The sequence below is a fragment of the Halarchaeum sp. CBA1220 genome (genome assembly GCF_003721175.2).
Classification (GTDB): Archaea; Halobacteriota; Halobacteria; order Halobacteriales; family Halobacteriaceae; genus Halarchaeum; species Halarchaeum grantii.
Window position 1 is genome coordinate 1,612,143 of sequence record NZ_CP054707.1, and the last position, 13,331, is coordinate 1,625,473.

Annotated in this window: 13 protein-coding genes and 1 tRNA gene; 7 read left to right on the forward strand and 7 right to left on the reverse strand. The window is 68.2% G+C overall.

The features are described 5' to 3' along the window. Positions 1-22: 22 nt before the first annotated feature. Positions 23-95, forward strand: a tRNA-Thr gene (locus tag EFA46_RS08775). 825 nt (positions 96-920) lie between these two features. On the opposite strand, the gene EFA46_RS08780 is transcribed toward EFA46_RS08775, so the two are convergent. The 3 genes from EFA46_RS08780 to EFA46_RS08790 all read right to left on the reverse strand — a co-directional run bounded on the left by EFA46_RS08780 (position 921) and on the right by EFA46_RS08790 (position 5,928). Next, positions 921-2,174 carry an orc1/cdc6 family replication initiation protein gene (locus tag EFA46_RS08780; protein ID WP_123076610.1) on the reverse strand — a complete coding sequence of 418 codons (1,254 nt, stop codon included), beginning with the start codon at positions 2,172-2,174 and terminating at the stop codon, positions 921-923. 445 nt (positions 2,175-2,619) lie between these two features. Continuing rightward, positions 2,620-3,633 (reverse strand): lamin tail domain-containing protein, encoded by a 1,014-nt coding sequence (locus EFA46_RS08785; RefSeq protein WP_148040676.1) that lies wholly within the window; start codon positions 3,631-3,633, stop codon positions 2,620-2,622. 171 nt (positions 3,634-3,804) lie between these two features. Beyond that, positions 3,805-5,928: a hypothetical protein gene (locus EFA46_RS08790; RefSeq protein WP_123076606.1), complete on the reverse strand. Its 2,124-nt coding sequence runs from the start codon at positions 5,926-5,928 to the stop codon at positions 3,805-3,807. Between the two features lie 183 nt (positions 5,929-6,111). Here EFA46_RS08790 and srp19 point away from each other — a divergent pair, with 183 nt between their 5' ends. From srp19 to EFA46_RS08820, 6 genes are all read left to right on the forward strand, one after another. Further along, a complete protein-coding gene (srp19, locus tag EFA46_RS08795) occupies positions 6,112-6,393 on the forward strand; it encodes a signal recognition particle subunit SRP19 (protein ID WP_123076604.1) in 282 nt (93 codons plus the stop codon). Then, positions 6,390-6,614, forward strand: coding sequence for an H/ACA ribonucleoprotein complex subunit GAR1 (locus EFA46_RS08800; RefSeq protein ID WP_123076602.1), 225 nt, complete (start codon positions 6,390-6,392; stop codon positions 6,612-6,614). The genes srp19 and EFA46_RS08800 overlap by 4 nt, the downstream gene beginning before the upstream one ends. A 40-nt stretch (positions 6,615-6,654) precedes the next feature. Beyond that, on the forward strand, positions 6,655-7,056 hold the full coding sequence (locus EFA46_RS08805) for an HIT family protein (protein WP_123076600.1): 402 nt from the start codon (positions 6,655-6,657) through the stop codon (positions 7,054-7,056). A gap of 57 nt (positions 7,057-7,113) precedes the next feature. After that, positions 7,114-8,133, forward strand: a complete 1,020-nt coding sequence (locus EFA46_RS08810; RefSeq protein WP_123076598.1) for a presenilin family intramembrane aspartyl protease PSH — start codon at positions 7,114-7,116, stop codon at positions 8,131-8,133. A 117-nt stretch (positions 8,134-8,250) separates the two neighbouring features. Continuing rightward, positions 8,251-9,090, forward strand: coding sequence for a glutamate 5-kinase (gene proB / locus EFA46_RS08815; protein WP_123076596.1), 840 nt, complete (start codon positions 8,251-8,253; stop codon positions 9,088-9,090). Then, the gene (locus tag EFA46_RS08820) at positions 9,083-10,414 is read left to right on the forward strand and encodes a glutamate-5-semialdehyde dehydrogenase (RefSeq protein WP_123076594.1); all 1,332 of its coding nucleotides are present in this window, start codon (positions 9,083-9,085) and stop codon (positions 10,412-10,414) included. The genes proB and EFA46_RS08820 overlap by 8 nt, the downstream gene beginning before the upstream one ends. A gap of 83 nt (positions 10,415-10,497) precedes the next feature. Here the strand turns inward: EFA46_RS08820 and EFA46_RS08825 are convergent, their stop codons facing one another. The 4 genes from EFA46_RS08825 to EFA46_RS08840 form a co-directional block, all read right to left on the reverse strand. Continuing rightward, positions 10,498-10,908, reverse strand: a complete 411-nt coding sequence (locus tag EFA46_RS08825; protein WP_148040675.1) for a hypothetical protein — start codon at positions 10,906-10,908, stop codon at positions 10,498-10,500. Between the two features lie 585 nt (positions 10,909-11,493). Then, the gene (locus EFA46_RS08830) at positions 11,494-12,492 is read right to left on the reverse strand and encodes an ornithine cyclodeaminase family protein (RefSeq protein ID WP_123076592.1); all 999 of its coding nucleotides are present in this window, start codon (positions 12,490-12,492) and stop codon (positions 11,494-11,496) included. Positions 12,493-12,535: 43 nt separating this feature from the next. Next, positions 12,536-12,796 (reverse strand): hypothetical protein, encoded by a 261-nt coding sequence (locus EFA46_RS08835; protein ID WP_255494054.1) that lies wholly within the window; start codon positions 12,794-12,796, stop codon positions 12,536-12,538. A 123-nt stretch (positions 12,797-12,919) separates the two neighbouring features. Continuing rightward, a complete protein-coding gene (locus EFA46_RS08840; protein ID WP_123076590.1) occupies positions 12,920-13,327 on the reverse strand; it encodes a DUF3054 domain-containing protein in 408 nt (135 codons plus the stop codon). Between the last annotated feature and the right edge of the window lie 4 nt (positions 13,328-13,331).

Genomic DNA, 13,331 nt, shown 5'->3' on the forward strand with positions numbered 1-13,331 from the left:
CGTGGAGACAGGCACGGTGCGCGCCGGTGTAGCTCAGCTGGCAGAGCGATTCCTTCGTAAGGAATAGGTCGAGGGTTCAAATCCCTCCACCGGCTCTTCTCCGTTTCACCGCCTCTGTTAGCGGCGCCCTCGTCACTTCCGGCTGTTTCCTCGAACGGTTGCAACAGTAGGGGGTCGGCTCTGCTCAGCGGCGGGCGCTGCGTCTCGCAACGACCGGTGCGTTCTCGTGGAAGGTTGCGGGTGCACCCGCCGTCAACGTGGTCGGACAGGGTATCCGTTGCGGCAAGTGGCGAGACGTGACCAGTACCCACACACCCCACCGTTGCAAGTGTTCCACCGAGTTCCGTTGGGTGGGGACCAGTGGACGGTGGCCCCCCACACACCACCGCTGCAAGTGTTTCGCGGTGGACGGGTGCGGGTGGGGAGTGAGGATGACCGAGGGTGCGAGCGCGACCGTCGGCCGAGCGGGCGGAAGCACGACGGGTCGCCGACCATCCAGTCGGCACGAGTCCGGGGGAGGGGGACACCACTGCTGCAAGTGTTCCGTGACGGGAAGGGGCCACGGGGACCGGTGGTGACGTCGAGGTCCGCATCTCGATGCCGAGCGGGAAGCACCCGACGGGGCGCTGAAGGGGCGTATGACGGCGGATACCGATCACCGCTCGGATTCCGTTCGCTCTCCCGTCTCTTCTCTAGCTAGTTGTTAGCTAGTGCTAGTAGTAGTGTTAATTGCTGGTACCGAAAGATTGATTAACAGCTCGGAGTTCGTCACTGTGCGCTCCGAGTTCGTTTCGCGTCCTCCGTTCTGGCGTCACGATTCCGCTTCCGTCCCCCCGCCGTCGAACGTGGGCCGAGAAGGTGGTGCGGGCGGTTCCGATTCTCCGGCGTCGTGTTGCTTGCCGGTCGCCGGGAGCGCGTGTTCAGGTCGGGTCGGTCGGGTCGAGGAGGCCCTGTCGCTCGGCGGCCGCGCGGAGGCGGTCGGTCTTGAGGTTCTGCGTTATCGCGAGGCCGTCGAGCGTCGTCACGACGGCGTCGACGGCGACGCCGAGCTCGTACTCGTAGTATGCGCCGCCGCTCCGCCCCTCGTTTCGTTCGTGGCGCTTCAGGATGCCGAGCATCACGAGGTCGGAGAGGTGAGCGTGGAGGCTCCGCATCGCGAGGGGGTCGTGGCCGGTCGCTTCGGCGACCTCCTCGTAGCGGTCGTAGATAGTCTGGCGGCGTACCGGCATCTCCTCGCCGAACACCGTCAGGTAGGTGATTGTGTAGAGGGTGAGGTGGTCGTGACTCGTCAGGTCCTTCATCGACTCCTCGATCTGGCGTTTCTCGAGGCGCGAGCGCGCGTCCCGAACGTGCTCCTCGGTGACGCGCCGGTCGTCGCGACGTCGCGCGAGGTCACCCGCCTCGAAGAGGAGGTCGAGTGCTTGCCGGGCGCTGCCCCTGTCTTGGGCGGCGAGCGCCGAGCAGAGGGGAACGACGTCCTCGGAGAGCACGCCGTCGCGGAAGGCGAGGTCGGAGCGCTTCTCGAGGATGTTCCGGAGTTCGTTCCCGTCGTAGGGCGGGAAGTGGATCTCGCGCTCGCAGAGCGTGTCCTCGACGCGCGGGTCGAGTTGCTCGCGGAACTTGAAGTCGTTCGAGATGCCGATGATGCCCACCTTGGCGTCGTGGAGGTTCTCGTTCGAGCGGGCGCGCGGGATCTGGTAGAGGAGGCTGTCGTCGTCGCCGATGTAGTCGATCTCGTCGAGGACGACGAGGATGGTGCCGCCCACCGCCTCCAGTTCCTCCCACAGCATGTCGTAGACGGCGTCGCGGGGATAGCCCGTCGTCGAAATCTCCTCGCCGTCCTCGCGGAGTTCGTTGACGAGGTTTACGGCGACGCGGTAGGAGGAGGTGAGGTGCTCGCAGTTGAGGTAGACCGTCGTGATGTCGAGGTCGTCGTAGCGTTCGGCGTCGCGTTCGAGGTGCGAGAGGAGGTACTTCGTGGCCACGGTCTTCCCGACGCCGGTCTTCCCGTAGAGGAAGATGTTGCGGGGTTGTTTACCGTTGATGACGGGTTGGAAGTACGCCTTGTACTCCTCGAGCTCCTCGTCGCGCTCCTCGATGCGCTCCGGTTGGTAGTCATCGCGGAGCACGTCCTCGTCGGCGAAGATGGCGTGCGTCCGCTCGAAGACCGTCATGGACACCGGGTAGTCGCCCCTTTCGGTTAAAACCCACCGATGCGAGTGTTGCGTCTGTTGCACCTGTTGCGTCTGTTGTGCGCGGAGACCGGAGTGGTGCTGTGCGTCCCCTCCCACACGCGCCGTCGCGGCGAAACACTTGCAGCAGTGGTGTGTGGGTGTCGTGCGTCCGCGTCGGCGAAGCGGTGGTCCCCCCGGTGTGCCCCGCTCGCTGTTCCGTGAGGTGTAACGTCACACCGTCCGCCCACGCCCTCGTCCTCGCTCGGCAGAACACTTGCAGTAGTGGTGTGTGGGGGCACCTACTCGATTGGTCACTTCCTCCTCAACCCACCCTCCTCACGCCGGAACACTTGCAGCAGTGGTGTGTGTGGGGCCACCGTCCACCCGTCCCCCACCTGCACCCGTCCACCGCGAAACACTTGCAGCGGTGGTGTGTGGGGGCGACCTACGCGTACGTGTGACGCGCGAGTAGGGTGTCGTTCGCCGACCGGACGATGACCGTATCGCCGCCGTTGTTCCAGACCGGCCGCTCGCTCCCCCAGTAGTACTCCCCCGCCGCATCGTCGCCGCTCCCGGTGTGGAGCGTGAGCGACGCGCCCGCGTCGAGCGTCGCGTCCGCCGGGAACGTGTAGGTGTGGCCGGCCTCGTCCGCCACCGTCGCGCCGTCGAGGTCGATTGCGGCGTCGCCCCCGTTCCGCAGCACGACGTACTCGTCGTTCAGGTTGTCGCCGTCCGGGCCCGCCGCGTCGGCGTGGACGGACGCGACGGCGAGCGTACTCGCGTCGCCCGCCGTCTCCGTCGACGTGCGGTCCTTCGATCCGTCGTCACTACCCGTTCCGCCGCCGCCCGCCCCGCACTGCCAGAGGCCCGCGCGGGCGCCGTGAGCGGCGTCGGCCGCGTCGAGGAACGTCGCCTTCCGCGAGAAGTCGCTCTCCGTGTAGACGCGCGCGAGGCCGCGTTCGACGAGCGCGTAGTTCTGGTTCGTCCCGTTCGCGTAGACGTACGCGAGCAGGCGGCCGTAGTAGCCACGGCGGTCGGTGTTCGGGTCGAACGCGAGCGTCACCCGCTCGCCGTCGAGGCGTTTCGTGTAGTCGCTCGCGCGGTTCCCCCACGACCGCAGGCAGTCGCGGGTCGTAGACGTGTTCGCCATCCCGCGGAACTCCGCCGGCGTGTTCTGCACCCACACCTCCGGGGTGTCGACGCCGACGAGTCGGACGGTCTCCGTCGTCCCGTTCGCGAGTCGGACGTCCACCGTGTCGCCGTCCGCGACGTCGACGACCGTCGCGTTCAGCGTCGTGCCTTGCGGCGCGAGCGCGGTGTCGTTCGCGCCCGCGCCGGCCACTCCGGTGCTCGGCGTCGCGTCCGTCCCGCCCGTCGTCGGCGGCGACCCGACCGCGCCACAGCCCGCGAGCGCGCAGAGGGCGCAGAGGGCGACCGCGAGAAGCGTCCGTCTGTTCACTCCCGGTCGTTCTGCCGCGCGAGCCTTAACCACCCCGGCTATCGGCCGCTCGTCTCGCTCGCATCGGTGTCGCTCGTCGTCCCGCGCCCTCCTTCTCGCTTCGCGTCCCCATCGTGGTGTCGCTCGACCGTGCTCCCGCCCAACCGTGCTCTCGCTCGATAACGACAGCCCTCACTCGCGGTGCTGCCGCCGAGCCGCCACCGCGAGCGCGATTCCGAGGAGGACGCCGAGAGCGCCCGTGACGGGTCCGAACCCGGGAACGCCGGGAACGAGGCCGCCGCCGCTCACCTCGACGGTCGCGTTCCGCTCGCCGACGCGGACCGTGTGCGTGCCGCCGGACTCGAACGTCACCGTGAACGTGCCCGTCACCGACTCGTTCGGCGCGAGGTAGGGCGTCCACGTCCCCGTCTGCCGGCCGTCGACGGTGATCGCGTACGTCGCGTTCGCCGGATGCGACGACGGGTTCGCCACCTCGACGGTCACCTCGACCGGCTGACTCGCGTTCACCGCGCTCCGGTTCACCGAGAGCGAGCGCACCACTGGCGTCGCCGGGCGCACCACCTCGACGTCGATCTCGCGGTAGCCGAGGTCGAGGACGTAGTCGTCGGCCTCCGTGAGCGTCGCGTCGAGCGTGACGCGCGTCGACGCACCCCCGTCCAGTCGCCCGCCCGTCTCCGCGACGACGGTGCCGTTCCGGCGGAGCGTCGCCTCGTACTCCCCGGCGTGCTCCCCGTGGTTCGTGACCGTCGCGTTCAGGACGAGCGCCTCGCCGGTCGCGAGCGTCGTCGCACCCGTCGCCACGTCGAGCGTCGCGTTCCGCCACGGCCCGTGCGCCGCGAGCGCGTCGCCGTCGAGCGCGAACGCCATGCGCGGCGGGGACTCGCCGAACGCCCGCTCGTGTGCGGCGTACGACCACGTCTCGGGGACGGCGTCCGTCTCCGTGTAGCGCGCGGCGGCGTCGCGCGTCGCGTCGTCACCGGCCGCCGCGACGGCGGCGAGGAACTCCGCCTGCGTGACCCTGTCGTCGTCCGAGTTCAGTTGCGCGAGCACGGCGTCGAAGCTGTGCTCGCCGGCCGTCGCCGTGCGTATCCGCCGGTCGAGGGTGCCGACGACGAGCGCGCCCTTCAGGTAGTCCGCGAGACCACGCCACGTCGTCGGCTCGGCGAGCACCGCGCCCGCGTACGGGTCGCGTCTCCCGCGCGTGAGATACGACCGGAACTCCTCGTACGTGATGCGGCCCTGCTGGAGCGTGAGGAGGCCGGCGTAGTACTCCGCGCCGCCCTCCAGCGTCCACTTCGTCTCGTTCGTCGGCGTGTACGCCTGCCGGGTGTGGACGTACTCGTGGAGCCAGACGTTCTCCGGGGCGTCGAGGCGGCTGTCGGCGCGCACCCACGCGTCGCTCCCGCCGTACTCGAGACCGGACGGCCCCCAGTTCACGCTCGTCGGCGCGGCGACGACGCGGACTTCGGCGTCGCGCGCCCCGCCCGTCATCGCGCCGGAGGCGTCCGCGAGCGCGTCGAGGACCGACTCCGGGGACTCGCGTAACGACGCGGCGGCGGGCACGACGAGGCGGAGGCGCTGGCCGTGCGCGCGGCGCTCGTAGGTCTCGTGCGGGCCGAGGTACGCCATCGCGTTCCCGGCGACGCCCGGCCCGTCCACGGCCGTCCGGCGCTCGAGGCCGACGTGCTCGGTGCCGCGCCACGACCAGTGCGTGCCGAACTGGGGAATGGGTGTTATCGCCCACGACCCCGTGTCGACGAACGAGTACTCGCCGCCGTCGCTCGCGGCGCCGTCGGCGGTGTCAGCCGTGCGACTCCGAGCCCCCCCGTCGCGACCGGTCGTCGCGGCCATCGCGTCCGAAGCCGACGCGCTCGACACGCCCTCGGTGCGCGCGCTGTGCGGCCCCGTGACCGTCACGCCGCCGTCTCGCGCCCGGGCCGTGTCGAGCGCGCGGTTCCCGGTGAACGTCCGGTTCGCGGGCACGCGGAGCATGAGCGACGGCGACTCCGTCTCACCGTCCCACTCGTAGCTGTTCCCGCTCGTGTGCGCGAACCCCGACGTGGCCGCGACGCGCTGGCTCGACGGCACCGTGACGCTGAGCGCGGTGACGCTCTCCGGTAGGTCGTAGCGGACGGTCGCCGTGATCTCGCCCGCCGTCTCGGGTGTGAGCGAGAGGGTCGTCGTCTGTGTGATCGTCGAGGTATGCGACGCCTGCGCGGTTTCGGCGCCGACACCGACCCCGGCGACCGACGCGCAGACGAGGAGGAGAACGAGGGTGAGCGCGCGTGTCCGCATACCGGGAGGTGTCGAACGGGACCGGGAAAGGCGTACCTACTCGCCGTGACCCGAGCGCGACCGGGCGGCGCGCGCTGACCACCACGCGCTCGCGGCTCACGACGCTCGCCGTTCGTCTTCCCGCGGTGGCAGGGCCACTGCGGTGTCCGACACGCTTTACCCATCACGTCGGCTAGCGAGCGTATGGTCGAGAACGTCATCTGGCCCGCCTACTTCGACGCGACGCTCTCCCGTCGCGAGGGCCGCCGCGTCCCCCTCTCGCTCGCCGTCGAGGAGCCGACGGTGGACGAGGTCGCGAAGGCCGTCGGACAGGTCGGCTACGACGCCGTCATCGAGCGCGAGAAGGCCTACCCCCGGCGGGGCTGGACGGAGTCCGGGCGCGTCCTCGTGAAGGACGCCGACGACGCCGGGAAGTCCGACCTCCTGCAGGCCGTCGGCGCCTACGTGACGACGCTCCGCGAATGAAGCGCGCGGGCGACGTCGTCCGGAGCGCGCAGGGCCTCGCCATCGTCCGCTGTCCCGACGAGGAGCACCCCGACATCGGTGCGGAAGTCGTCGACGAACGCCTCAGCGACGTCGGGCGCGTCGTCGACGTCTTCGGTCCCGTCGAGCGGCCCTACCTCGCCGTCACGCCGGACTCGGGGACCCCCGCCGACCTCCTCGGCGCGAAGCTCTACACGCGATAGAGCACAGCATCTTTCCCGCCGCCGACACGTACCGACACGCGTGAGCGACTGCGTCTTCTGTGAGATCGTCGCCGACGCCGAGTCCGCGCACCGGCTCTACGAGGACGACCGGACGCTCGCCGTCCTCGACGACGCGCCCGCCGCGACGGGCCACGCGCTCGTCGTCCCGAAAGCCCACCACGAGACGCTGACGGACATGCCCGGCGACCTCGCGAGCGCGGTCTTCTGGACCGTCCAGCGCGTCGCCGCCGGGATCGAAGACGCTCTCGACCCGGACGGCGTGAGCGTCGTACAGTCGAACGGCGCCGCGGCCGGGCAGGAGATCGGGCACGCGCACGTTCACGTCGTCCCGCGCCACGGGGACGACGACGTCACCGTCTCGTGGCCCGACGACGGCGAGGTGGACGCGGAGACGGCGCGACGCCTCCGCGACGCGCTCTGACGGCGTCGCGCTCTCGAACCCGAAAGGGCGAAGGCGCGCGCGCCAGACGTCACGCCCATGGACCAACGCACGGGCGTGCTCGCCGCCTGCGGGGGCATCTTCCTCACCTTCCTCGCGATACAGGTCGGCGCGCTCGCACTCGTCGAGCCCTTCAAGCAGGCGGGCTACCAGACCGTTCAGGACCCGCAGAACCCCGCGAACAGCGCGCTCTACCTCGGCGTCCTCCTCGTCGCCACCGGCGCCATCCTCGCCGCGCTGAAGTACGGCGGCGAGCAGGTCCTCCGGGCGTTCATCCTCCTCACCGGCGCGATGATCACGGTGTACGTCGTCAGCGTCCTCCCCGCGCTCTCCCTCGCGGGCGTGAACGTCCTCCCGTGGGCCGCCGCCGCCCTCCTCGTCGTCGCGCTCCTCGCCTACCCCGAGTGGTGGGTCATCGACCTCGCCGGCGTCGTGATGGGCGTCGGCGCCGCCGCGCTCTTCGGCATCAGCTTCGGCGTCCTCCCCGCCATCGTCCTCCTCGTCGCGCTCGCCGTCTACGACGCCATCAGCGTCTACGGCACCGAGCACATGCTCACGCTCGCCTCCGGCGTCGTCGCGCTCAAACTCCCCGTCCTCCTCGTCTACCCGACGACCCGTGAGTTCTCCTTCCGCGAGCGCGCCGCCGAAGTCGCCGCCGAGGAAGCGGACGACGACGCCGAGACGGACTCGGACGCGGAAGCCACCGACGCCTCCGATGACCGCGACGCACCCGCGGGCGAGGCGGAGACGCACGGCGAGACGGGCCGCGACAGCATCATGATCGGCCTCGGGGACGCCGTCATGCCGACCATCATGGTCGCCTCCGCCGCGTTCTTCCTCACCGACGTCCCCACCGTCCTCGGGGTGGCGCTCCCCGCCGTCACCGCGCTCGTCGGCACGATGGTCGGGCTCTTCTTCCTCCTCCGCATGGTGCTGAAGGGCCGCGCGCACGCCGGCCTCCCGCTCCTCAACGGCGGCGCGATTCTGGGGTATCTGGTCGGCGCGCTCGCCTCCGGGCTCTCCGTCGTCGCCGCGCTCGGCCTCGACGCCTACGTCTGAGCGGCGACTCGCGACCGTCGACCCCGTGGGGGAACCAAAGGGTGTATGTCGGGCTCGGCCCCTTTGCGGTGACAATGACGAACACGAGTCGCACCACGACCAGCGAGGTGGCGGGGCGTGTCTGAGGCCCGCAACGCGGACGCGGCCGAGCGTGCCCGTCGGCGGGCCGCCGAGGCCGAGCGCGTCGTCGTGAAGGCCGGGACGAACTCGCTCACGGACGCGGAGTCGAACCTCGACGACGACAAACTCGACACGCTCGTCGACGACATCGCGGCGCTCCGCGCGCGCGGCAAGGAAGTCCTGCTCGTCTCCTCCGGCGCCGTGGGCGCCGGTCTGGGAATGATGGCGCTCGAGGAGGACCGCGAGACCGTCGAGGAGACCCAGGCGCTCTCCACCATCGGGCAGGGCCGCCTGATGCATCGCTACACGGAGAGTTTCGCGCGCTACGACACGCAGGTCGCCCAGCTCCTCCTCACCCAGCACGACCTCGAAGACCCCGAGCGCTACACGAACCTCCAGAACACCATCGAGACGCTCTTCGAGTGGGGCGTCGTCCCCATCGTGAACGAGAACGACGCCGTCGCGACCGAGGAGGTCCGCATCGGCGACAACGACATGCTCTCCTCGTCGCTCGCGGTCGGCATCGACGTCGACCTCCTCGTCACGCTCACGGACGTCGGCGGCGTCTACACCGGCAACCCGAAGCGCGACGGCGACGCCGAGCGCATCGCCGCCGTCGGCGAGAACTACGACGAGGTCTCGGACCTCGTCGACGAGACGGCGAGCGGCGCGTTCGGCGGCATCCAGACGAAGGTCGAGGGCGCGCGCAAGGTCGCCGAGCACGGCTCGCCCGCGATCATCGCGGCGTCGGAGGCGCCGGACGTCCTCGAGCGCGTCTCCGAGGCCGAACCCGTTGGAACGATATTCCTCCCCGTGGACGGTGTAGACGATGAGTGAGCCATCCACCGAGGCGAAGGTCGACGCCGCCGAGTCGGCCGCGCTCGACCTCGCGAACGTCTCCGACGAGGCGCGCAGCGACGCGCTGCACGCCATCGCCGACGCCATCGAGGACGCCGAAGCGGAGATCCTCGCGGCGAACGAGAAGGACGTCGAAGCGGGCGAGGAGAAACTCGAAGCCGGGGAGTACTCGCAGGCGCTCGTCGACCGCCTGAAGCTCTCGCCGTCGAAGCTCGAGAGCATCACCGAGATGGTGCGGAGCGTCGCCGACCAACGCGACCCGCTCGGCGAGACCCTCGAGGCGCGGCGGCTCGACGACGGCCTCGAACTCTACAAGGTCGGCGTCCCCATCGGTGTCGTCGCCACCGTCTTCGAGTCCCGGCCGGACGCGCTCGTCCAGATCGCCGCGCTCAGCCTCAAGTCCGGAAACGCCGCCATCCTGAAGGGCGGGAGCGAGGCCAGCCATTCGAACCGCGTCCTCTACGAGGTCATCCGCGATGCCACCGAGGGGATGCCCGAGGGCTGGGCGCAACTCATTGAGGCCCGCGAGGACGTCGACCGCCTCCTCGAGATGGACGAGTCGGTCGACCTCGTGATGCCGCGCGGGAGCTCGGCGTTCGTCCAGTACATCCAGGACAACACGAAGATCCCCGTCCTCGGGCACACCGAGGGCGTCTGCCACGTCTACGTCGACTCCGAGGCGGACCTCGAAATGGCGGCGGACGTCGCCTACGACGCGAAGGTGCAGTACCCCGCCGTCTGCAACGCCGTCGAGACCCTCCTCGTCCACGAGGCCGTCGCCGAGGACTTCCTCCCGGGAATGGTCGAGCGCTACGCGGACGCGGGCGTCGAACTCCGTGGCGACGAGCGAGTTCGGGACGTCGTCGACGTCGACGCCGCGAGCGAGGCGGACTGGACGCAGGAGTACGGCGACCTCGTGCTCTCGATGAAGGTCGTCGACTCGCTCGACGCGGCGGTGAGTCACGTCAACGCGAACGGCTCGAAGCACACCGAGTCCATCCTCACCGAGGACGCCGAGCGCGCGGGCGACTTCATGCGCCGCATCGACGCCGCGTCCGTCTTCCACAACGCCTCCACGCGCTTCGCGGACGGCTACCGCTACGGTCTCGGCGCCGAAGTCGGCATCAGCACGGGGAAGATTCACGCGCGCGGCCCCGTCGGCCTCGACGGGCTCACGACCTACAAGTACTACCTCGAAGGCGACGGCCACCTCGTCGCTTCCTACGCGGGCGAGAACCCGAAGCCGTTCCTCCACGAGGAGTTCGACGGCGAGTGGGTGCCGGGCCGGCTGGCGGACCGATAGGCCCGCCGAACGGACGCGCGGGAGGGGACGACCCGCGCGTCGAGAGACGGGTAGTCGACAAAACCGCTCGACACTTCTCAAATTCATTCAAGTAACCGGGTATTATAATCCCTCGAAAGGTTCCGAATTAGCCAGAATGCTTCCGCTATTCCTTCTATAAATTGATCGGTCTCTTCAGCTGTGACTGTCTGCTGTCTCCTCTCCATGTAATGGGCGTATTCGTCGCGACGTTGGATTACTTCCTGATCGATTTTATCCAAGTCGAAGTCAGAGGAATCAGGATACCGTTTCTCAATTAAATCAAGGATCTTTCCCACCCGTGTCTCGTCTGGGTTGATACACTCCTCTCCAGGTTCCCGGTATTTGTTTATATAAATACACCCTACATCTTCTAAAACAGCGGTACACGACAGGGTTGCTGTGATGAGTGGAGGAAATGCGACCAATCCAAATCCTTCAACGCCGAGATCATCATAGTACCCATGTTCAGCCATTAAACATCTTATTCTCGACACATGGTTAGCCGATGAACTGATCCACAAGAGCCAAAGATGGGTATGTAAATACATTGTAAGTCCATTTGAAAGCTCTCGGGCGAGGTTAAGATCTGATTTAACTAAGTCGAGATAGTACCCATCCTGATCAAAATCGATATTGGATGAGTGATTGTCTAATTCGACTTGACAAGATTGTAATTCTCTCTCCGTTCTCATCGTGATTTCCGCAATTCGAATGATCTCGGAATCTATGTGATACGGTTCTGACAAAGATACGATGTGCCCAGACGTGCCCTGATCCGGGTTCAAATGCTCATCAAGAATCTCATCGACTGATTGGGCCGTATCAAGAAAAGTGCGTATAATCCGTTGGCTAGTCCGTAGTGTTCGAGCGACCCAATAATCGTCTATCTGAGGAGCATCAAGCCCCTGTAACTGATCGTGGTCGGCCCCCAAGTTGATCGCATGTTGATAGATCCACCGAATAGCCTCTAGCTTCCGTGGAGGTTGCATCGCGTTCTAACATACCTTTACCATTCTATGTCAATATATTGCAGCCAGAACCCGGGGGGGTATGCCGTTTTACTCGCCGGTGAGCGCGTCGCTCGCGGGCGCGAAGTCGATGCTCTTCCCGCGTCCGCGCTCGCTCGCGCGCTCGTAGAGCATGTGCGCGGCGGCGACGGTCTCGATGGCGGTGCCGCCGGAGTCGAAGACGGTGATCTCCTCCGCGCTCTCGCGGCCCGCGATGCGGTTGACGATGACGTCACCGAGCTCGCCGTGGACGTCCTCGTCGTCGACGACGCCCTCCTCCTTCGCGCGGATGAACGACCCGGCGTCGGTGTCGGCGCGCGCTTCGAGGTCGAGGACGTACGTCGCGCGTTCGAGCGTGCGGGCGTCGAGTTCGCGCTTCTCGGGGTCGTACTGGCCCATCGCGGTGACGTGCGTCCCGGGCTCGAGGTGGTCGCCGTCGAAGACCGGGTCCGAGGCGTTCGTGGCGGTGACGACGATGTCGGCGTCCTCGACGGCGGCGGCCGAGGAGGCGACGGCGGCGACGCTCGCGTCGAGGCGCTTGTTCATCTCGCCCGCGAAGTCCTCGCGGTGCTCCTTGGTGGGCGAGTAGACCCAGACGGTTTCGAGGTCGCGGACGGTGTCGATGGCGCGGAGTTGGCCGCGCGCCTGCGCGCCGCTCCCGATGACGGCGAGCGAGGAGGCGTCGTGGCGCGCGAGGACGTCGGTGCCGACGGCGCCCGCCGCCCCGGTCTTGTAGGGGTTCATGCTCGCGCCGTCGAGGAGCGCGAGCGGCTCGCCGGACTCCGCGTCGAAGAGCGGCGTCATGAACCAGGCGTCGCGCTCGCCGAAGCCCGCGCCGTACATGTAGCCCCCCATCGCGCCCGTCTCGGGGAGGACGGCGGCGTACGTGGTGAGCATGCCCGGCGGGTCGTCGTTGACGAGCTTCGTCCGTGGCTCTGCGGGCGCGCCCTCGCCGCGCTGGCGATAGGCGTCGCGGACGGCCTCGACGTAGTCGCCGGGGCCGGCGAGGTCGGAGACGTCGTCACTCGTGAGGAACAGGGCGTCGGTCATACTCCCGCGTTAGGGGAGGGACCGGAAAAGGATTGAGGCGTCGTTAGTCGGCGGCGGGAGCGGGGCTTCCGTCCTCGACGGGGCCGACGGGCGCGGCGTGCTGGTACTGGGTGGAGGCGGTGGCGTTGGGCGCGTCGTCGACGGGGCCGTTGACGAAGAGGGCGTGTCCGACGAGCACGACGGCCACACCACCCGCAACGGGTATCGCGAGCGCCGACTGGAGGCCAGTGAAGTAGAGGGTGGCTGCGACGGCGGCGAACGCGACGGGGATGAGCCCCAGGATGTGGTCGTAATAACTCGTCATAATGTATTGTATACAATGCCCCATAGTCATATAAGTGTTTTCCATGGTTGACTAGTTGCGTATCCATAAGTTATGAGTGCGTAATACGGCGGGACCACGGCGCGAAGAGCGTGACGGCGCCGATTAGCGCCACGTCGCGACGGCGAACGCGAGACCGCGCGCGACGAGCAAGAAGAGCGTGCCGAAAACCGCCACCACGACCGCGAAGATCGGGTCGAAGTCGATGGGGAAGACCCCGCTGGCGAGGAGGAGTTGGGCGAGGGCGTCCGCGACGAGCCACGAAAGCACCGTCCACCCGAGGAGCCCGCGCCACGAGCGCGCCCGCGGGCTGTACGCCCGGAGCGCCGGCGCAACCACCGCCCACGCGCCCACGAACGGCAGGAGGACGCCGACGAGGCGGAGCGGATGCGTCAGGCTGTACGCGAGCATGCTGTGCTGGTACTCGCCGACGAGCACGAACGCGAGTATCGCGGCGGCGTCCGGGAGCGCGAACAACCGGAGCGTCCGCCGGTCCACGTCGAGGAGCGACATACGC